Below are 19,396 nucleotides of genomic sequence, written 5' to 3'. Positions count from 1 at the left end.
AGGCTGCGCGCCGCCACGCATGACACGAAATTCCGACCGGTTTCTTATCGGACCAGGGCCAGGGGCCAGGGCGGGTTTCCGGATCCCGGCAACCGCGCTCAACTTCGGCACGCCGCTTGCCTGGACCATGCCATGACCGACCTTGCCGATCTCCCTGCCACCCGGCTTCTCCCCCGCCTCACCGACGGCAGCCTCTCCGCCGTCGCGTTGACGGAGGCGTTGCTCGCCCGCATCGCCGCCCGCGAGCCGGTCCTGCGGGCCTTCGCCTGGCTCGACCCGGCCCTGGCCCTGCGGCAGGCGCGGGCGCTCGATGCCGCCCGCCGCGCCGGGCGGGGCGTGGGGCCGCTGCACGGCCTGGCGCTCGGCGTGAAGGACGTGCTCGATACCGCCGACCAGCCCTCGCAATACGGCTCGCCGGCCTGGGCCGGGCACCGGCCGCGCAGCGATGCCGCCTGCGTGGCGCTCGGCCGCCGGGCCGGCGCGGTGATCCTCGGCAAGACGGTGACGACCGAATTCGCCACCCGCCATCCCGGCCCGACCGCCAATCCGGCCAATCCGGCGCATACGCCGGGCGGCAGTTCCTCCGGCTCGGCGGCGGGCGCGGCGGCGGGCTTCTTCCATGCCGGCTTCGGCACCCAGACCGCCGGCAGCATCATCCGCCCCGCCGCCTTCTGCGGCACCGTCGGCTTCAAGCCGAGCTACGGCACGCTGCACCGGGCAGGCATGAAGGTGATGAGCGAGTCGCTCGACACCATCGGCGTCATCACCCGCAGCGTCGGCGATGCGGCGCTGGTCATGGGAGGCCTCACCGGCCGCGACCATGGCAGGCCGGAGGCGCGGCCCGGCACGGCGCCGCGCCTCGGCCTCTGCTGGGGGCCGACGGCGGACCAGGCGGCGCCGGAGACCCGGGCACTGCTGGAGCGCGTCGCCGCCGCCGCTGGCCGCGCCGGGGCGCAGATCCGCCCGTTCGAGATGCCGCCGGCGGTGGTGGCGGGACTGCAGGCGCATGCGCTGGTGATGAACGGCGAATCGGCGGCGGCGCTGGCCTGGGAGCTCGACCATGTCGCGCCGCTGCTCTCGGAAGGGCTGCGCGAGCGGTTGGCCTGGGGGCGGGGGCAGGGCGCGGCGGCGCTCGCCGCGGCGCAGGCCGCCTTCGCCACGGCGCGCGCCGCCTTCCGCGACCTGGCCGGGGAGGTCGATGCCATCCTGACCCCGAGCGCGCCCGGCGAGGCCCCGGCCGGGCTCGGCTGGACCGGCGACCCCGCCTTCAACTCGCTCTGGACCCTGCTGCACCTTCCCTGCGTGACCGTCCCGGTCGGCACCGGCCCGCAGGGGCTGCCGCTCGGGGTGCAGGTCGTCGCCGGCTTTGGCCAGGATGCCGCGGCGCTCGCCTGGGCGGAGTGGATCCGGCAGGCGGCGGGCTAGTGTCCTGCCCGCGAAGTTCGTGGGTTCACCCACGGCCCTCGCGGACCAGCAGGCCACTGGAAACAAAAGGCTCTAGGACGGCTCAGCGGACGCCGGCGAAGCCCGGCGCCTGCTTCAGCGCATCGGTGGTGTCGAAGTCGCGCAGCACCGCGTCGTCGGCCATCTCCACCTCGGCGACGCGGTCGGCATGCTGGCCGACCAGATGCCGGGCGCCGACATCGCCGCTGATGGTCATCATCTCCGGCAGAAATTCCCGGGCCCAGAGCATGGGGTTGCCCTGCTTGCCGCGGAAGGTGGGCATGACGATGGCGCGGCCTTCCTCCGGGTCGAAGGCGGCCATCAGCCGGTCGATCATCCCGCCGCCGACCAGCGGCATGTCGCCGAGGCAGATCACCACCCCCTCGACATCCTCCGGCAAGGCGGAGAGGCCGGCGCGCAGGCTGGCGGAGAGGCCTTCGGCATAATCCTCGGCATGGGCGAAGCGGACCGGCCGGCCGGCCAGCGCCTCCTCCACCCGGGCGCGCTCGTAGCCGGTGACGACGACCACCGGCCGGGCACGCGAGGCGAGGACGTTGTCCACCACCCGCGCCACCATCGGCACGCCCTTGTCGTCGGCGACCAACAACTTGTTGAGCGGCGCCATGCGGCGGCTGCGGCCGGCGGCCAGCACCAGCGCCGCCACCTGCCGCGGCCGGCGCGGGGCGCGGGCGAAGGCGGCGGCATTCGCCGCCTCGGCGCGCGGCAGGGGCCGTGCCTCGATCTCCTTCAGCAGCCCTCCGACGCCCATGCGCATGACATCCTGCCGCGTCACCGCGAGGCCGGCGAAGAGGCGTTGCAGCACCCAGTCGATGCCGTTCAGCTTCGGCGACTTGGCGCAGCCCGGCAGGACCAGCGCCGGGATGTCGTCGATATGGCCGAGGCAGATGAGGTTGCCGGGATCGACCGGCATGCCGAAATGGTCGATCGCGCCGCCGGCCCGCACGATGGCGGCAGGGCCGACATCGCGCCGGTCCACCACCGCCGAGGCGCCGGCGACGAGCAGGAGCTGGGCGCCATGCCGGCGCAGGCGGTTCAGCGCATCGGCGATCGGCGTCGTCTCGTGCCGGCAGCGCTCGGGCGGCAGCAGGGTGCCGCAGAGCGCCTCCACCCGGTCGCGGGTCGCCTCGACCGCGCCCTCCATCACGCTCTCCTTCACCCCCGGCAGCTCGCTCAGCACAAGGCCCACCTTCAGCGGGCGGAAGGGATGCAGCGCCAGTGGAGCGGGACCCTGGCGCACCATGGTCTCCGCTACCTGCAGCACCGGGCCGGGCACGGCGAAGGGGATGACCTTGATGGTCGCCAGCATCTCCTTCGCCGCCACCGGCTGGTGCGAGCCGAGGGTGGCGAGGGTCAGCGACTCGTCGAGCGCGTTCAGCCGATTGACCAGCGCCGTATCGATGACCAGCAGGCCCGGCGTCTCGGCGAAGAGGTTCACACGCCCGGTCGAGGCCCGCGAGCGCGCCAGCAAAGGCCCGACCAACGCATCGGCCAGCCGGTCTGCGGCCTCGTCCTCCGGCACGTCGCCCGGCTCCAGCCTGGCCGCGATGACGCTGCCATGGCCGCCCTGCTGCAAGGCCGCCAGGGCCGCCTGGTCGAGCACCGTGCCCTTCTTCAGGACACGGCCCGGCAGGCGGATGGTATGGGCGAGGATCGCGCCGCGCGCCTCGTCGAGCGGTGTCGGCCCGAAGATCATGCCGCGGCGGCCGAAGTGGCATGGGGGGCGGCGCGCCGGGCCAGCGCCGCGCCGCGGCGGGCGGCGACGATCTCGGCCAGGATCGAGAGCGCGATCTCGGGCGCGGTGACGGCGGCGATGTCGAGGCCGACCGGCGCATGGATGCGCGCCATCGCCGCCTCGCCATGCCCGGCCTCGGCCAGCCGCGCGACGCGCTTGGCATGGGTCCGCCGGCTGCCGAGCGCGCCGATGTAGAAGGCCTCCGAGCGGAGCGCGATGTCGAGCGCGGGATCGTCGAGCTTCGGGTCGTGGGTCAGCGTCACCACCGCCGTCCGCGCATCGGGCGCCAGCGCCAGCATCGCGTCATCGGTCCATTCATGGATCAGCGTGATGCCCGGGAAGCGGTCGGCCGTCGCCCAGGCGCGGCGCGGATCGACGACGGTCACCGCGAAGCCGATGGTCTGCGCCATCGGCACCAGCGCCTGGGCGATGTGCACGGCGCCGACCACGATGAGGCGGAGCGGCGGGTTGTGCGGATGCACGAACCAGGCCTCGCCATCCAGCGTGACATTGGCCGCCGCGTCCTCGCGCAGCGCCCGCTCCGCCGCCTCGGCCAGCGCTCCCGGCAGCGCCGTCTCCGGCCAGAGGCATTGCTGGCCATCCGAGAGCCGGGTGAGCAGCGCCACCGGCCGCTTGGCCACCTGCGCCGCCTGCAGCGCGGCGAGGAGGTCGGGCGTCATGCCAGTTTCTCCACGAAGACCTTCAGCTTGCCGCCGCAGGCCAGCCCCACCTCCCAGGCGCGCTCGTCGGAGATGCCGAAATCGAGCAGCTGCGGCGCGCCGGTCTGCATGGTCTGCTTCGCCGCATCGGCGACCGCGCCCTCGATGCAGCCGCCGGAGACGCTGCCCGCCAGCCTGCCGGAGGCGCTCACCGCCAGGCGCGAGCCGGCCGGCCGGGGCGAGGAGCCCCAGGTCTCCACCACCGTGGCGAGCGCCACGGTCTCGCCGGCGGCGCGCCAGCTGGCGGCGGTCGCCAGCACATCCTCGGAATCACTCATGCCGCGATTCTCCTCCCGGGCCGCGCCCCGCTCAGGCTGTCGACCAGCGCCCGCAGGCTGTGCAGATTATGCACCGTACGGAACTCGTCCACATGCGGCAGCATCGCCCGGATCCCCTGGGATCTGGGCTGGAAGCCCTCGTATCGCAACAGGGGGTTCAGCCAGACCAGGCGGCGGCAGGAGCGGCGCAGCCGGTCGGTCGCCTCGGCCAGGCCCTTGGCGCCGTCGCGGTCCAGCCCGTCGGTGATCAGCAGCACCACCGCGCCCTGGCCGAGCACGCGCCGCGCCCATTGCCGGTTGAACAGCTCCAGCGCCTCGCCGATCCGCGTGCCGCCCGACCAGTCGGGCACGATATGCGAGACCAGCTCGAAGGCCACCTCCGGGTCGCGGTGCCGGAGCTGGCGGGTGACATTGGTCAGCCGCGTGCCGAAGAGAAAGCTGTGCACCCGGTCGCGGTCATTGGTCACCGCATGCAGGAAATGCAGCAGGATCTGCGCATAGCGGGCCATGCTGCCGGAGATGTCGCAGAGCGCGACCAGCGGCGGCGGCCGCACCACCTTGCGGCGGCGGGCAAGGGTCAGGATCTCGCCCCCCATGTGCAGGCTGGCGCGGATGGTGGCGCGGAGATCGACGCTCGGTCCCTCCGGGTCGGGGCGGAAGCGGCGGGTCGGCCGGTCCTCGAGCGGCAGGACGAGGCGGCGGATCTCGCGCTTCGCCTCGGTGATCTCGGTGGCCGACATGGCCTCGAAATCCATGCTTTGCAGCCGCTCGCGCTCGCTGACCGTCATCGCCACCTCGAGCGGCGGCCGCTCCTCGGCCTCCGGCGGCGGCTGCGGCGGCTGGCGGGGCGGGGTCATGGCCTCAGCCACCCGGCGGCTGGAGGGGGGCGGCTTCTGCCGCTCCTTGAACCCGTCCAGCATCGCCATGGCGGCGGCGTTGCGGCCCGCCTCGGGGTCGCGCCAGAACAGCAGGAAGGCCTGGTCGAAGACGTCGAACTGCTCGCGCCGGCGCACCATGGCGGCGCGCAGGGCGGCATGCACCTGCCGCCGGTCGCCGATATCGACCAGGGTCAGCGCCTCGGCCGCGGCGAGGCTCTCGGTAGGTCCGACCGGCAGCCCGGCCCGGCGCAGCAGGCGCCCGAAGGCCAGCAGGTTGAAGGCGATCGCCGTCCCCGAGGGCTTGATCAGGGCCGGCATGGCGGCGAACTCGCTCATCCGCTTGTGCCTCGCTCGATCGGTTCGGCGCGGCCGGCGCGCCGCGCCGTCGGCCTCACGCCGCCGCCTGCTTCGCCTCGGCGACCAGCCGGGCGACCTCGGCGCCGCGGACCTTGGCGATGTCGTCCTGGTATTTCAGCAGGACGCCGAGCGTGTCGTCCACCGCCGCCGGCTCCAGCTCCCGGGCATCGAGCGCGGAGAGCGCTGCCGCCCAGTCGATGGTCTCGGCGACGCCCGGCAGCTTGAAGTAGTCGCCGCCGCGCAGCCGCTGCACGAAGGCGACGACCTGGGCCGAGAGCCGCTCCGGCACGCCGGGAGCACGGATGCGCAGGATCGCCCGCTCGCGTGCCGCGTCCGGATAGTCCACCCACTGGTAGAGGCAGCGCCGGCGGATCGCGTCATGCACCTCGCGGGTGCGGTTCGAGGTGATGATGACGATCGGCGGCACCGCCGCCCGGATGGTCCCGAGTTCCGGCACGCTGAGCTGGAAATCCGCCAGGATCTCCAGCAGGAAGGCCTCGAAGGGCTCGTCGGCGCGGTCGAGCTCGTCGATCAGCAGCACCGCCGGACCGCCCTCCGGCGAGAGGGCCTGCAGCAGCGGCCGCTCCTGCAGGAATTCGCGGGCATAGATGCCGCGCTCCAGCGCCACCCGGTCCGCCGCTTGGCCGCTCGCCTCGGCGAGGCGGATGGCCATGAGCTGGCGGGCATGGTTCCACTCATAGGCCGCGGCCGAGAGGTCGAGCCCGTCATAGCACTGCAGCCGGACCAGCCGCCGCGGCAGCTCCCGCGCCAGCACCTTGGCGATCTCGGTCTTGCCGGTGCCGGGCTCGCCCTCGAGGAAGAGCGGCCGGCCCATCCGCAGCGCCAGGTGGACCGTCGTCGCCAGCCCCTTGTCGGCGACGTAGCCGCCGCGGGCGAGGAGCGCCTGCGTCGCCTCGACGCTTGCCGGAAGGTCCGGCGCGGCCGTCGCCGGGCCCGGGGCGACAGGGTCGCTCACAGGAACATCAGCGCCAGGATGACCAGCATCAGGACGCAGCCGATCCAGAATTGCAGCGGCAGGCCGAAGGGCTCGATCTCCATCAGCAGGCGCAGCGGCTTGATGGCATCGGTATCGACGGGCCGCGGATTCGGTCGGTAGACGGGCTTGCCGCCGCCCGCGCTCGGCCCCTCCGCCCCGTGCTGGGTGAGGGGGCCGGGGGCGCCGAGGTCGCGCAGGTATTCGGTATCGGTATTGGCGGCCGGGGCGCCATGCGCCGCGGCCTCGACGCGGGTATCGGTCGCGGCGCGATTGGCCGGGCTCGCCTTCGCGGCGCCGGCCGCGGCATTGGCGGCCGCCTCCGGCGCGGCGGCCACGGTCGCCGCGGCCATGGCCGGCGCCGGCTCGGCAGCCGGGGCCGCCTGAGCGGGAGCCTCCGGCGTCAGCCGCGCGGCGAAGCGGTCGAAGAACTGGTCAGCCATCTGCTTCGCAGTGCTGTCGATCAGCCGGGCGCCAAGCTGCGCCATCTTGCCGCCGACCTGCGCCTTGACGTTGTACTTCAGCAGCGTCTCGGCCGGGCCGAGCTCCTCCAGCGCGACATCGGCGCCGCCCTTGGCAAAGCCCATCGCCCCGCCATTGCCCTCGCCGGTGATGGTGTAGCTGGCGGGTGGGTTGATGTTCTCGAGCTTCACCTTGCCGCCGAATTTCGCCGACATCGGGCCAAGCTTGACGCCGACGCGGGCCTGGAACTGGTCATCGGCGGTCCGCTCGACGGACTCGCAGCCCGGAATGGAGGCGCGCAGCGCCTCCGGATCGTTCAGCGCTTCCCAGACTTGCTGCCGCGGCGCGGGGATGCGCCGCTCGCCGGTCATTTCCATGCTCTGCTCCCGCGTTTGGCCCGGACCTTAGGCGTGGGTCCGCGGGAGGGAAACCCCTGGGGCGGGCCCCCGGTTCGCCACCCGCATCGAGCCGCGCCGGCGGCGGGCAGGCGACCGCGGGGGGAGGGGCTGCTTCGGGCCCTCGGCGGGGTGGGGGCTGGAGCTGATCCCGATCGGGTGGAAGCACCTGATCGGGTGAAGATGCCCTGAAAACAGAAGGCTGGAGCATTCTCCAGGAAGGCGGATGAACGGGCCATGCCCTGGTCGGCGGGGTTGCGATCCATCCCGGCTATCGCTGGCTTCCGACCTCCGGAATTGACAGCACCGGCCTCTGGCCGCCTTCTCCCGGCACGCCAGTAGGAGACCCGCCATGCCCTATGTGATCGGTGCCGATGTCCCGGACGAGCCGGCCGGCCTGCGCTTCCGCCGCCTGCTCGAGCGGCCGGAGATCCTGCAGATGCCGGGCGCCCATTTCGGCATGGCGGCGCTGCTGGCGAAGAAGGCGGGGTTCGAGGCGCTCTACCTCTCCGGCGCCGCCATGACCGCGACCATGGGCCTGCCGGATCTCGGCATGATCACGGTGGACGAGGTCTGCTTCTGGATCCGCCAGGTCAACCGGGCCGCCGGCCTGCCGATGCTCGTCGATGGCGATACCGGCTATGGCGAGGCGCTGAACGTCATGCACATGGTGCGTGCCTTCGAGGAGGCCGGCGCCGGGGCGGTGCATCTCGAGGACCAGCTCCTGCCGAAGAAATGCGGCCACCTCAACGACAAGAAGCTCGCCGACGCGCATGACATGGCGGCCAAGGTCGCCGCGGCCCGCAAGGCCCGCAAGCACCTCTACATCATCGCCCGGACCGATGCCGCGGCGAGCGAGGGGATGGACGGGGCGGTGGCGCGCGCCAAGCTCTATCTCGAGGCCGGGGCGGATGCGATCTTCCCCGAGGCGCTGAACACGCGGGAGATGTTCACCGAATTCGCCCGACGGATGCCGGGCGTGAAGCTGCTGGCGAACATGACCGAGTTCGGCCGCACGCCCTTCTTCACCGCCGCCGAATTTCAGGAGATGGGTTATGCCATGGTGATCTGGCCGGTCTCGCATCTGCGAGTCGCGGCCAGGGCGGTGGAGGAACTCTATGCCTCGATCCGCGAGAATGGCGGCACGCACAAGATGGTCGACCGCATGCAGACCCGCGCCGAACTCTACGCTACCATCGGCTATCATGACTACGAGTCGCTGGACGCGACGCTGGTGAAGACGGTGATCCCGTCCGGGATGCCGCAGCGCGGCTGAGGCGGCCGGGCGAAGGGGGCCGCGGCGCGACCGGCGCGCCGCGGCACAGCCTCAGCGGCGCAGCTCTTCCGGCACCTTGCCGCCATTCTCCGCCAGCTTCTGCATCACCTGGCGGTGCAGCCAGATGTTCATGGCGGCGGAATCCGAGGTGCTGCCGTCGTAATGCAGCTCCTGCGCCAACTCCTTCCGCGCGTCGAGGCTGCTGTCGAGGCCAAGCAGCTTCATCAGGTCGACGATCGAATGCTTCCAGTCGAGCTTCTGCGGCGCCTTGGCCGCCAGCCCGTCGAGGATGGCCGCGACATCGACATCGGAGATGGAGGGCGCCTTGCCGGCGGCCGCGTCGTCAGGCGCACCCGGCGGCGGGGCAGCGCCGGCCGAGGTGCCGGCACCGGTCGCCGCGCCGGGGCTCGTCTGGGCCGAGGCCTGGCTGTGGCCGAAGATCTTGGACAGGATGTTGCCGAAAACGCTCATCGATGCTCCTCCGGGGCTGGTCGGATGGAAAATCCAACGAAACTACCCTGGCCCGGTTCGCTCCTGGGATCAGATCACCGGAGCGTCATCGGGCGCCTCGGCCCGCTGGAGGAAGATGTCGGCCAAGGGCGCGTATTCGTCCAGTAACGCTCGCAGCGCCGGCAGCGCCGGCAGCGGCGCCGCCGCCTTGTCGATGCGGAGGTCGATATAGGGAAAGGGCTGCCGCCACATCACCAGCAGGCTCGCGGAGGTCACGGCACCGTGCTCGCCCCCGGCCGCCTCGCCGGCCTCGAGCCCGCGCAGCAACCGCTCGGCGAGCGGGCGCCTCGGCAGAGGCCTGGAAGCCCGCCAGCATCGCGGCCGGCACGGCCGGGGAGGCGAGGATGTTGCCCAGGGCGACGACGCCCGGCGCCACGGCCGCGCCGTGTTCCGGCTTCACCCGCGCGCCGTGATGCACCGCGCTGCGGCCCACGGCGTCCAGCACCGCGAGCTGTCGCCAGGCGGCGTACGGCGTCGAGGCCACCAGCGCGGCCAGCGCTTCCGCTGCCGTGCAGCCGCTCCGTAGCAGCGCCAGGCCGCGCGGCCCGAGGGCCGGATCGGTGCGGTGCTGGGTCAGCACCCCGCCGAGGCCGGCGGCGCAGAAGGGAACCCGACTGCCGACCGCGATGGAGGAGGTGGCGACGGCCGCCCCGACCTGCCCGGTGCGGGGACAGAGGGCGAGGAGGGAGAAGGTCATGCCGGGAGCGAAGCCCAGGCCCCGGCCCTGGTCCAGCCTGCCGCGCCAGGCGATTCGCTCATGGCATGTAGCTGCCGCCATTGATGTGCCAGACCTGCCCGGTCACCCAGGCCGCCTTCTCGGAGGCCAGGTAGACGGCGAGGTCGGCGATCTCCTCCGGCCGGCCGAGCCGGCCGAGGGGCAAAGCCCGCCCCATCTCCTGCAGCTCCGCCTCGGTATTGCCGTAGCGGGGCTGCGCCGTGTCCGTGGTGCCGGGGGCGATGGCATTCACCCGGATGCGGTGCGGCGCGAGGGCCAGGGCCATCGAGCGGGTGATGCCGAGGACGCCGTTCTTGGTGGCGCTGTAATGCACCCCGACCGGTGCGCCGCGCACCGCCTGGGAGGAGAGGTTGACGATCGCCCCGCCATGGCCGGCGGCCACCATCGCCCGTGCCGCGGCCTGGGCGGTGAAGGCGCTGCCCTTCAGGTTGACGGCGAGCACGCGGTCCCACTCCGCCTCGGTCATCTTGAGGAAGGGCGCGCGCGGGAAGATGCCGGCATTGTTCACCAGCACGTCGAGCTGGCCGAGCGCGGCGATCGCCGCCTCGACGATGCGGCCGCATTCGGCGACACGGCCGACATCGCCCTGGACCAGCGCGGCGCGGCGGCCGGCGGCGCGCACCTCCGCCGCCACGGCCGCAGCGGCGGCCTCGTCATCGAGCCAGTTCACCGCCACGTCATAGCCTGCCGCCGCGAAGGCGAGGGCGCAGCATCGCCCGATGCCCTGCTGCGCGCCGGTCACCAGCACCACTTGCGCCGCCATGCCCCATCTCCCTGGCCTTGCTGCGGCGCATTATGCGACGAGGCGGCAGGGGATGTCAGTGGGTGACGAGGGCGCGATAGCGCTCCAGCATCTGGCCGCCATCCGGGCCGGCGCGCTGCAGCCAATCCTGCGTCTGCCTCGTGCCGATCTCGCGCAGCGCCGCCTGCATCGCCGGTGGTGCCGCCGTGACCTGCATGCCCTGGCGGCGCAGCCGGTCGAGCATCGCGCCCTCCGCCTCGCGGCTCATCTCGGCGCCGCGCGCCGCGGCCCGCGCCGCGGCATCGAGCACCGCCTTGCGCGCCGCGGGGTCGAGGGCGGCCAGCGCCCGGCTGTTGGCGAAGACGGCGTTGCGCGGCCGCATCCCGCCGACATCGGTGAAATGCCCGGCGAAGTCCCAGGCGCTGGCATCGACGCCGGTCTGGGCCGAGGTGAAGAGGACGTTCACCAGGTTGGTGGCGAAAGCCTGCGGGATGTCCGGCACCTGGACCGTCACGGGCTGCGCCCCGAGCAGCTCCGCGAAGCGGAAGGTCAGGGTGTTGAAGGCCCGCAGCCGCGTGCCCCGCAATTGCTCGAGCCAGATGAGCGGCGCCCGGGTGTAGAAGCCCTGGCTGTTCCAATGGACCATATAGAGCAGGGTCAGCCCCTGGCGCTCGAGGCGGGTCCGGATGAAGGGCTCCGTCGCCTCGTGCAGCGCGACCGAGGCGGGCCAGGTGTCGGCCAGGAAGGGCACGCTGTCGACCTCGAAGAAGGGGTCCTCGTTGCCATAGGCCGAGAGCAGGATCTCGCCGAGCTGCACCTGGCCGGTCTGCACGCCGCGCTTGATCTGCGCCATGGGCAGCAGCGAGGCGTTGTGGTGGCCCTAGACCACCAGCGCGCCGCCGCTGGCCTCGGCGATGTCCTGCAGGAAGGCACGCAGGTTGCGGGTGTGGAAGTTCGTCTCCGCATAGGGGGAGGCGGCGACCCAGCGCGTCTGCGCGGCGGCGGGCAGGGCAAGGCAGGCGGCCAGCAGGGCCGCCAGGGCGAGGCGGATCATGACGTGCGCTCCCAAGGGCTTTCGTTCCGGTCAGTTTCCCCGCCCCCGCCTCGTGCCGCAAGCCCTGGACCGCGCTGCCCAGCGGTGTAGCCTGCCGGCCATGCGACCTGGCCCATCCCGATGACCACGCTCCCCGAGACGCCGAGCTTCCGCCTCGACGGGCGCCGCGCCCTGGTCACGGGGGCGGGGCGGGGGATCGGCCTCGCCGCCGCGGCGGCGCTGGCCGGGGCCGGCGCGGCGGTGACGCTCGCCGCCCGCAGCACGGCCGAGATCGAGGCGGCCGCCGCGGCCATCCGTGCCGCCGGCGGCGCGGCCGAGGCGCTGGCGCTGGACGTGGCGGATGTGCCGGCGCTGCAGGCGGCCATCGCCGCCCGCCCGGCCTTCCATGCCTTCGTGAACAATGCCGGCACCAACCGCCCGGCGCGCTTCGACCAGGTGACGCCGGAGGAGTTCGACTCCGTCATGGCGCTCAACCTGCGCGGCTGCTTCTTCGCGGCCCAGGCCGTCGCGCAGCGGATGATGGCAGAGGGGGTGCGGGGCTCCATCATCAACATCTCCTCGCAGATGGGGCATGTCGGCGGCCCGAATCGGGGCGTCTACTGCGCCAGCAAATGGGCGATGGAGGGCTGGACCAAGGCGATGGCGATCGACCTCGCCGCCTTCGGCATCCGCGCCAACACGATCGGCCCCACCTTCGTCGAAACGCCGCTGACGAAGCCCTTCTTCGAGAAGCCGGAGTTCAGGGACTGGGTGCTGTCGAAGATCAAGCTCGGGCGGCTCGGGCAGGTGCAGGACCTGATGGGCGCGGTCGTCTTCCTCGCCTCCGACGCCTCGGCTCTGATGACCGGCTCGGCCATGCTGGTCGATGGCGGCTGGACGGCCGAATAGGCCCCGGCCCGACGACATCTTGAGGAGGAAGCGCATGGCGCGCTGGCTGAAGACGAGCATCTCGGCGGCCGACAAGGCGGAGGCCGATGCCAAGGTGCGGACGGTGGTCGAGGGGCTGCTCGGCGACATCGCCGCGCGTGGCGACGCCGCGGTGCGCGAGATGTCGGTGAAGTTCGACAGATGGGACCGCAGGGACTACCGGCTGACGGATGCCGAGATCAAGGACTGCCTCGGCCAGCTTCGCGGCCAGGATCTCGAGGATATCCGCTTCGCCCAGGAGCAGGTGCGGAACTTCGCGCAAGCCCAGAAGGAAGCGCTGCGGGACATCGAGGTCGAGACCCTGCCGGGCGTGGTGCTCGGCCATAAGAACATCCCGGTCAACTCGGTCGGCTGCTACGTGCCGGGCGGCAAGTACCCGCTGCTCGCCTCGGCGCATATGTCGGTGGTGACGGCGAAGGTCGCCGGCGTGCCGCGCATCGTCACCTGTGCCCCGCCCTTCGAGGGCCGGCCGGCACCGGCCATCGTCGCGGCGCAGCATCTGGCGGGGGCGGATGTCATCTACTGCCTCGGCGGCGTGCAGGCGGTGGGCGCCATGGCGCTCGGGACGGAGAGCATCACGCCGGTCGACATGCTGGTCGGGCCGGGCAATGCCTTCGTCGCCGAGGCGAAGCGGCAGCTCTACGGCCGGGTCGGGATCGACCTCTTCGCCGGGCCGACCGAGACGCTGGTCATCGCCGACGAGACGGTGGATGGCGAGATCTGCGCCACCGACCTGCTCGGCCAGGCGGAGCATGGCCCGACCAGCCCGGCGATCCTGCTGACCGACTCCGAGACGCTCGCCCGCGAGACCATGGCCGAGATCGAGCGGCTGCTCGGCATCCTGCCGACGGCGGCCATCGCCCGGCAGTCCTGGCAGGATTATGGCGAGGTCATTGTCTGCGACGGGCTTGAGGAGATGGTGCGGGAGGCTGACCGCATCGCCTCCGAGCATGTGCAGGTCATGACCCGGGATGACGATTACTTCCTGCGGCACATGACCAATTTCGGCGCGCTCTTCCTCGGGCCGCGGACCAATGTCGCCTATGGCGACAAGGTCATCGGCACCAACCACACGCTGCCGACGCAGAAGGCGGCGCGCTACACAGGCGGGCTCTGGGTTGGGAAATTCCTCAAGACCGTCACCTATCAACGGGTGCTGACCGACCAGGCCAGCGCCATGATCGGCGAGGCCTGCTCGCGCCTCTGCATGCTCGAGGGCTTCGCCGGTCATGCCGAGCAGGCGAATGTCCGGGTGCGCCGCTATGGCGGCCGCAACATCCCCTATGCCGCGGCGGCGGAGAAGGCCTGATGGGCTTCGACCTGTTGCTCCGCGAGGCGAGGCTGGCCGATGGCGCCGCCGTCGATATCGGCGTGCGGGCGGGGCGGATCGCGGCGGTCGGCGCCGGTCTGGAGGGTGAGGCCGGGGAGGTGGTCGATTGCGGCGGCCGCCTGGTCTCGCCGGGCTTCGTCGAGACCCATATCCATCTCGACAAGACCTGCACCATCGACCGCTGCGCCTGCGAGACCGCCCGCTTCCCGCATGGCGCCATGCAACGGGTGAGCGACATCAAGCACACATTCACCGTGGAGGACGTCACCGACCGGGCGCGGCGCAGCCTCGAGAAATGCATCTCCCACGGCACGGTGCTGATGCGCACCCATGCCGAGGTCGATCCCAAGGTCGGGCTGCGCGGCTTCGAGGGCGTGAAGGCGCTGGTCGAGCGATATCGCTGGGCGATCGACATCGAGATCTGCGTCATGCCGCAGGAGGGGCTGCTCAACAATCCGGGCACCGAAGAGTTGATGGTCGCGGCGCTGCGCAACGGCGCCCGCGTGGTCGGCGCCGCGCCTTCCTATGACAGCGACCCGGCCGGGCAGATCCGTCGCGTCTTCGAGCTGGCGCGGGAGTACGATGCCGATATCGACATGCATGTCGACAGCGGCTCCTCGGCCGAGCATCTCGACACCCGCCTGGTCTGCGAGCTGACCGAGCAATATGGCTGGGGCGGCCGCGTCGCCTGCGGCCATCTGACCAAGCTCTCCGTCATGCCGCTGCCCGAGCTCGACGCCATGGCCCGGTGCATGGCTGATGCCGGCGTCGCGCTCACCGTGCTGCCGGCGACCGACCTTTATCTCGGCGGGCGGGACAAGGACCACCGGATCGAGCGGAGCGTCGCCGATGCCAACCGGCTGCACCGGCTGGGCGTCACCTGCTCCCTCTCCTCGAACAACATCCTCAACGCCTTCACGCCGATGGGCGACGGCCAGCTCATCCGGCAGGCGAATCTCTATGCCAATGTGGTGCAGCACGCCATGCCGGACGATCTGCGCGACACCTGGGCGATGTTCACCAGCCAATCCGCCAGGCTGATGCGGCGCGGCGATTACGGCATCGCCGCGGGCAACCCTGCCGACCTCGTCCTGGTCGATGCGCCGGACCCGGTGGCGGCGATCCGCGAGGTCGCCCCGGTGCTGGCCGGCTGGAAAGCCGGCCGCCGCAGCTTCACGCGCCAGCCGGTGGTGCTACACAGGCCGTAGCGGAAGCCCCAACGGAAGAAGGTCGGAGGGACAAGGTCCATGAGCAAGCGCCGTCTCGGCGAAGCCCGGCAGCAGCGCCGCGCGGCGGCCGGCCGATGAGCAGCGTCACCGAGCGGCGCGCCGCCTTCCGCGCCATCCTCGCCGGCGAGGCCTGCATCCATCCCGGCTCGGTCTACGACCCGATGTCGGCGCGGATCGCCGAGGATCTCGGCTTCGAGCTCGGCATGTTCGCCGGCTCCACCGCCTCGCTCACCATCCTTGGCGCGCCGGACAACATCACCATCACCCTGACGGAATTCGCCGAGCAGTGCCGGCGCATCTGCCGCGCGGTGAAGCGCCTGCCGGTGCTGGTCGATGCCGATCATGGCTACGGCAACGCGCTGAACGCCATGCGGACGGTGGAGGAGGTGGAGACCGCCGGCATCGCCGCCATGACGCTGGAGGACACCGTCCTGCCGCGCCCCCATGGCGATGGAAGGGTCGCGCTGCTCAGCCTCGAGGAAGGGCTCGGCAAGATCCGGGCGGCGCTGGCGGCGCGGGACGATCCGGGCTTCGGCATCGTGGCGCGGACCGGCGCGGTCTCCGTCACCGGCCTCACGGATGCGCTGGAGCGGACCCGCGCCTATACGGCGAGCGGCGCCGATGCGCTCTTCTACACCGGCATCCGGACGCCGGCCGAGCTCGATGCCATCGCCGCGGTGGCGACGCTGCCGATCATCCTCGGCGGGGCGGAGGGGAAGGAGCTCAGCGACCGCGCCTATCTGGCGGCGCGGGGCGTGCGCATCGCCTTGCAGGGCCATCAGCCGATCCAGGCGGCGCAGCGCGCCGTCTTCGAGACGTTGAAGGCGCTGCGCGAGGGCGTGCCGCCGAAGCAGTTGCAGGGCCTGCCGCAGGGCGACCTCATGGCGCGGGCGACGCGTGAGGCGGATTACGGACGCTGGACCCGGGATTTCCTGGGCGGCGCCTGAGACGGAGGAACAACGGACATGGTGAGCCAGACCGAGGGCGCCTTCCTGACGCTGCACGAATTCGTCAAGGAAGCGAAGGGCCGCCTCAGCCCCGGCAATTGGGACTACCTGGTCGGCGCGACCGAGACCGAGACGACGATGATGCGCAACCGGATGGCGCTCGACAGCGTCGCCTTCCGGCCGCGCGTGCTGCGCGACGTCTCCTCGATCGACCTCTCCGGCCGCTTCCTCGGCCGTAAGATCACGCTGCCGGTCATGCTGGCGCCGGTCGGCGGGCTGGAGAATTTCGATCCCGATGGCGGCGCCCCGGCTGGCCGGGCGGCGACCGCCTATGGCGTGCCGATCATGGTCTCCTCCGTCTCCATGCCCGGCCTGCAGCCGATGGCCGAGGCGACGCAGGGCGGCCTCAAGGTCTTCCAGCTCTATGTCCGCGGCGATTTCGACTGGATCGCCGACATCACCCGGCAGGCGGTCGATGCCGGCTACGACGCCTTCTGCATGACGGTGGACACCGCCATCTACAGCCGGCGCGAGCGTGACATCGCCAAGCGCTTCGTCAAGCCCTGGCGGCAGCGCGCCACCGGCATGCATTTCCAGGCGGCGCTGAACTGGGACGACGTGAAGCGCTGGAAGGACCGCTTCCCGCGGACGCCGCTGGTGCTGAAGGGCATCGCCACCGCCGAGGATACCGCCATCGCCTGCGAGCACGGCGTCGAGGTGGTCTATGTCTCGAACCATGGCGGCCGGCAGCTCGACCATGGCCGCGGCGCGCTCGACGTGCTGCCCGAGGTGGTGCAGGCGGTCGGCAGCCGCGCCAAGGTCTGGATCGATGGCGGCTTCTCGCGCGGCTCCGACATCGTCAAGGCGGTCGCCATGGGCGCCGAGTTGGTCGGCCTCGGCCGGCTCTACTGTTACGCCCTCGCCGCGGCGGGCCAGGAGGGCGTCACCCGGATGTTCGAGTTGCTGGAGACCGAGATCCACGAGGTGCTCGGCCTGCTCGGCGCGACCGGCTTCGGCGATCTCGACGGCAGCTACCTGCACGCGGCGCCCCCGGTCGTCATGCCGCATGTCCACAGCGCTTTCCCGCTGACCAACCTCGCCGATCCGGGTTATCGCTGAGGGTTGCGCGCCCGCGCCTCCCTGGCCACGCTGTCGGGCGTGACCACCCGGGGACGCGCGATGCTGGTGCCGCTGATCGGATATCTCGACCGTTTCTCCGCCCGGCCGGGCGAGCGGCTGGAGGTCAAGGTATCCTCCCAGCTCGGCGCGCCCTACCGGGCCGAGCTGGTGCGGGTGCGGCACGCCGATCCCAATCCGGCCGGCCCGGGCATGCGGCTGATCCCGGTGCCCGCCGACTGGGCGGGCGACTATCCCGGTATCGCCAAGCCGGTCCCCAACGGCTCGCTCGGCCGCGTCGCCGGCAGGCTCGCCCTCGGCGAGGCCTTCACCCTGCTGCTGCGCGTCGCGCCCTGGCTGCCGCGATCGGCGCCGCAGACGCTGCTGGCGCTGCGCGGGTCCGGCTGCGCGCTCACCCTCAGCGTCACCGATGCGGGCTTCGCCGTCGAGGCCAGCCATGGCGACCGGACGGCGCGCTGCGCCACGGCGGCGCCGCCGCATCCGCGCAGCTGGTACGAGATCGCCGTCACCATCGGCGAGGGCCGGCTGACCCTGTCGCAGCGCCCGCTGCAACGCGTCTGGGGCGCGCGCGACGCCGGCGCGGCGGAGGCGGCGCTGCCCAAAGGCGACCGGTCGGGAGACTGGTCGGGCGAGACGGCCATCACCTTCGCCGCCTCGCCCGATGCGACCGCGCATTTCAACGGGCGGATCGAGGATCCGCTGCTGCTGCGCGGCACGCCGCGCGTCACCCTGGATGATCCCGAAGCCCTGCTGACCTCCGGCCGCCTTGCCGCCTGGTGGGACTTTTCCGAGCGCATGGAAGGCGAGGCCATCCTCGACCGCGGCCCCGCCGCGCTGCATGGCGGCCTGGTGAACATGCCGGCCCGGGCCGTGAAGGGCAGCCGCTGGACCGGCACGGAGCATGCCTGGCGCCACGCGCCGCGGCACTATGCGGCGATCCATTTCCATGAGGACGATCTCGAGGATTGCCGCTGGGCCACGGATTTCACCGTGCCGATCCCGGAGGACATGCCGAGCGGCGTCTATGCGGTGCGGCTGACCTGCGGCGAACACTGGGACATGATCCCCTTCTTCGTGCTGCCGCCGAAGGGGGTGGCGCGGGCGCCGATCGCCTATCTGGCCAACAGCTTCACCTGCCAAGTCTATGCCAATTACCGCCGCCCCGAATTCCCCGAGGAGCATCGCCGCAAGCGGCAATCCTGGGGCGCCTTCGACTGGTGCGGCAACCTCGTCACCGAATACGGGCTCTCCACCTACAACACGCATGTCGATGGCAGCGGCATCCACTTCTCCTCGCGCCTGCGGCCGATCCTCAACATGCGGCCGGGCTTCGTCGCCGTGCCGGACCCGGTGGGCTCCGGCCTGCGCCACCTGCCGGCGGACAGCCACCTGACCGACTGGATGGAGGAGAAGGGCTTCGCTTTCGACGTCATTACCGACGAGGATCTCGACGATGAGGGCGTTGCGCTGCTGTCGCGCTACAAATGCGTCGTCACCGGCTCGCATCCGGAATACCACACGCCCGGCACGCTGGACGCGCTGCAGGAATTCGTCTCGGAAGGCGGGCGGCTGGTCTATCTCGGGGGCAACGGCTTCTACTGGAAGGTGGCTCGCCGCCGTGACCGGCCGCATCTGCTGGAGATCCGCCGCGCCGAAGGCGGCATTCGCGCCTGGGCGGCGGAGACCGGCGAGTACTACAACCAGCTCGACGGCACGTTGGGCGGGCTGTGGCGCCGCAATGGCCGGCCGCCGCAGCTCCTCTGCGGCGTCGGCTTCAGCGGCCAGGGCAAGTTCGAGGGCAGCCACTATCGCGCCATGCCCGGCGCCACCGACCCGCGCGCGGCCTGGATCCTGGAGGGCACCGGCATCGTCCCGGGCGATGCCTTCGGCGGTTTCGGCCTCTCGGGCGGCGGCGCCGCCGGCTTCGAGCTGGACCGGGCTGATCCGCTGCTCGGCACGCCGCCGAACGCCGTCATCCTGGCGCGCTCCGAAGGGCATCAGGAGCATTTCGTGACGGTGCCGGAGGAGCTGCTGACGCATCTCACCACCGTCACAGGCGAGACGCCGGAGGCGCTGATCCGCGCCGAGATCGTCTATTTCGAGACCCGCAAGGGCGGCGCCGTCTTCTCGACCGGCTCCATCACCTTCTGTGGCAGCCTCTCGCATGCGGATTACGCGAACCCGATCTCGCGTATGCTGGAGAATGTTCTAACCCGCTTCCAGGCGTGA

Annotated in this window: 19 protein-coding genes and 1 pseudogene; 8 read left to right on the top strand and 12 right to left on the bottom strand. The window is 71.8% G+C overall.

Going from position 1 to position 19,396, the window contains the following annotated elements:
• Positions 1 to 132 precede the first annotated feature (132 nt).
• Positions 133 to 1,425: an amidase gene (locus tag HJG45_RS11210; protein ID WP_171612214.1), complete on the top strand. Its 1,293-nt coding sequence runs from the start codon at positions 133 to 135 to the stop codon at positions 1,423 to 1,425.
• A gap of 82 nt (positions 1,426 to 1,507) precedes the next feature.
• On the opposite strand, the gene HJG45_RS11205 is transcribed toward HJG45_RS11210, so the two are convergent.
• The 6 genes from HJG45_RS11205 to HJG45_RS11180 are packed head-to-tail and all read right to left on the bottom strand — an operon-like array spanning position 1,508 to position 7,261.
• A complete protein-coding gene (locus HJG45_RS11205; RefSeq protein WP_171612213.1) occupies positions 1,508 to 3,157 on the bottom strand; it encodes an NTP transferase domain-containing protein in 1,650 nt (549 codons plus the stop codon).
• Entirely contained in the window at positions 3,154 to 3,876 is a 723-nt protein-coding gene (locus tag HJG45_RS11200; RefSeq protein ID WP_171612212.1) for an XdhC family protein, read from the bottom strand. The genes HJG45_RS11205 and HJG45_RS11200 overlap by 4 nt, the downstream gene beginning before the upstream one ends.
• The gene (locus tag HJG45_RS11195) at positions 3,873 to 4,193 is read right to left on the bottom strand and encodes an XdhC family protein (protein ID WP_171612211.1); all 321 of its coding nucleotides are present in this window, start codon (positions 4,191 to 4,193) and stop codon (positions 3,873 to 3,875) included. The genes HJG45_RS11200 and HJG45_RS11195 overlap by 4 nt, the downstream gene beginning before the upstream one ends.
• On the bottom strand, positions 4,190 to 5,407 hold the full coding sequence (locus tag HJG45_RS11190; RefSeq protein ID WP_254452447.1) for a VWA domain-containing protein: 1,218 nt from the start codon (positions 5,405 to 5,407) through the stop codon (positions 4,190 to 4,192). The genes HJG45_RS11195 and HJG45_RS11190 overlap by 4 nt, the downstream gene beginning before the upstream one ends.
• A 55-nt stretch (positions 5,408 to 5,462) precedes the next feature.
• Positions 5,463 to 6,404, bottom strand: a complete 942-nt coding sequence (locus tag HJG45_RS11185) for an AAA family ATPase (RefSeq protein WP_171612210.1) — start codon at positions 6,402 to 6,404, stop codon at positions 5,463 to 5,465.
• The gene (locus HJG45_RS11180) at positions 6,401 to 7,261 is read right to left on the bottom strand and encodes a CoxG family protein (protein ID WP_171612209.1); all 861 of its coding nucleotides are present in this window, start codon (positions 7,259 to 7,261) and stop codon (positions 6,401 to 6,403) included. Before HJG45_RS11180 ends, HJG45_RS11185 begins: the two co-directional genes overlap by 4 nt.
• A gap of 370 nt (positions 7,262 to 7,631) precedes the next feature.
• On the opposite strand from HJG45_RS11180, the gene prpB reads away from it, so the two are divergent.
• A complete protein-coding gene (gene prpB, locus HJG45_RS11175; RefSeq protein ID WP_171612208.1) occupies positions 7,632 to 8,555 on the top strand; it encodes a methylisocitrate lyase in 924 nt (307 codons plus the stop codon).
• 51 nt (positions 8,556 to 8,606) lie between these two features.
• Here prpB and HJG45_RS11170 read toward each other — a convergent pair whose 3' ends face one another.
• The 6 genes and pseudogenes from HJG45_RS11170 to HJG45_RS11150 form a co-directional block, all read right to left on the bottom strand.
• On the bottom strand, positions 8,607 to 9,026 hold the full coding sequence (locus HJG45_RS11170) for a DUF3597 domain-containing protein (protein ID WP_171612207.1): 420 nt from the start codon (positions 9,024 to 9,026) through the stop codon (positions 8,607 to 8,609).
• A 69-nt stretch (positions 9,027 to 9,095) separates the two neighbouring features.
• Complete coding sequence (locus tag HJG45_RS28710) at positions 9,096 to 9,332, bottom strand: DUF1028 domain-containing protein (protein ID WP_254452446.1); 237 nt, start codon at positions 9,330 to 9,332, stop codon at positions 9,096 to 9,098.
• Positions 9,333 to 9,414: 82 nt separating this feature from the next.
• Positions 9,415 to 9,762 (bottom strand): annotated as a pseudogene (locus tag HJG45_RS28705) (DUF1028 domain-containing protein); the annotation flags it as partial.
• A 58-nt stretch (positions 9,763 to 9,820) separates the two neighbouring features.
• The gene (locus HJG45_RS11160; protein WP_171612206.1) at positions 9,821 to 10,564 is read right to left on the bottom strand and encodes an SDR family NAD(P)-dependent oxidoreductase; all 744 of its coding nucleotides are present in this window, start codon (positions 10,562 to 10,564) and stop codon (positions 9,821 to 9,823) included.
• A gap of 55 nt (positions 10,565 to 10,619) precedes the next feature.
• Positions 10,620 to 11,405 (bottom strand): TRAP transporter substrate-binding protein DctP, encoded by a 786-nt coding sequence (dctP, locus tag HJG45_RS11155; RefSeq protein ID WP_302479742.1) that lies wholly within the window; start codon positions 11,403 to 11,405, stop codon positions 10,620 to 10,622.
• 18 nt (positions 11,406 to 11,423) lie between these two features.
• Positions 11,424 to 11,597: a hypothetical protein gene (locus HJG45_RS11150; RefSeq protein WP_171612204.1), complete on the bottom strand. Its 174-nt coding sequence runs from the start codon at positions 11,595 to 11,597 to the stop codon at positions 11,424 to 11,426.
• A gap of 120 nt (positions 11,598 to 11,717) precedes the next feature.
• Between HJG45_RS11150 and HJG45_RS11145 the strand changes: the two genes are divergently transcribed.
• The 6 genes from HJG45_RS11145 (at position 11,718) to HJG45_RS11120 (ending at position 19,396) form a co-directional block, all read left to right on the top strand.
• The gene (locus tag HJG45_RS11145; RefSeq protein WP_171612203.1) at positions 11,718 to 12,485 is read left to right on the top strand and encodes an SDR family NAD(P)-dependent oxidoreductase; all 768 of its coding nucleotides are present in this window, start codon (positions 11,718 to 11,720) and stop codon (positions 12,483 to 12,485) included.
• A 34-nt stretch (positions 12,486 to 12,519) separates the two neighbouring features.
• On the top strand, positions 12,520 to 13,833 hold the full coding sequence (gene hisD / locus HJG45_RS11140; protein WP_171612202.1) for a histidinol dehydrogenase: 1,314 nt from the start codon (positions 12,520 to 12,522) through the stop codon (positions 13,831 to 13,833).
• Positions 13,833 to 15,062: an amidohydrolase family protein gene (locus HJG45_RS11135; RefSeq protein ID WP_171612201.1), complete on the top strand. Its 1,230-nt coding sequence runs from the start codon at positions 13,833 to 13,835 to the stop codon at positions 15,060 to 15,062. The genes hisD and HJG45_RS11135 overlap by 1 nt, the downstream gene beginning before the upstream one ends.
• Positions 15,063 to 15,157: 95 nt before the next feature.
• Complete coding sequence (locus HJG45_RS11130; protein ID WP_171612200.1) at positions 15,158 to 16,030, top strand: oxaloacetate decarboxylase; 873 nt, start codon at positions 15,158 to 15,160, stop codon at positions 16,028 to 16,030.
• A gap of 18 nt (positions 16,031 to 16,048) precedes the next feature.
• A complete protein-coding gene (locus HJG45_RS11125) occupies positions 16,049 to 17,149 on the top strand; it encodes an alpha-hydroxy acid oxidase (RefSeq protein WP_171612199.1) in 1,101 nt (366 codons plus the stop codon).
• A 66-nt stretch (positions 17,150 to 17,215) separates the two neighbouring features.
• The gene (locus HJG45_RS11120; RefSeq protein WP_368040566.1) at positions 17,216 to 19,396 is read left to right on the top strand and encodes a N,N-dimethylformamidase beta subunit family domain-containing protein; all 2,181 of its coding nucleotides are present in this window, start codon (positions 17,216 to 17,218) and stop codon (positions 19,394 to 19,396) included.

Origin of the sequence: Roseicella sp. DB1501, from assembly GCF_013112485.1 — a bacterium.
Classification (GTDB): Bacteria; Pseudomonadota; Alphaproteobacteria; order Acetobacterales; family Acetobacteraceae; genus Paracraurococcus.
This window is presented reverse-complemented; position numbering and strand designations above follow the sequence as displayed.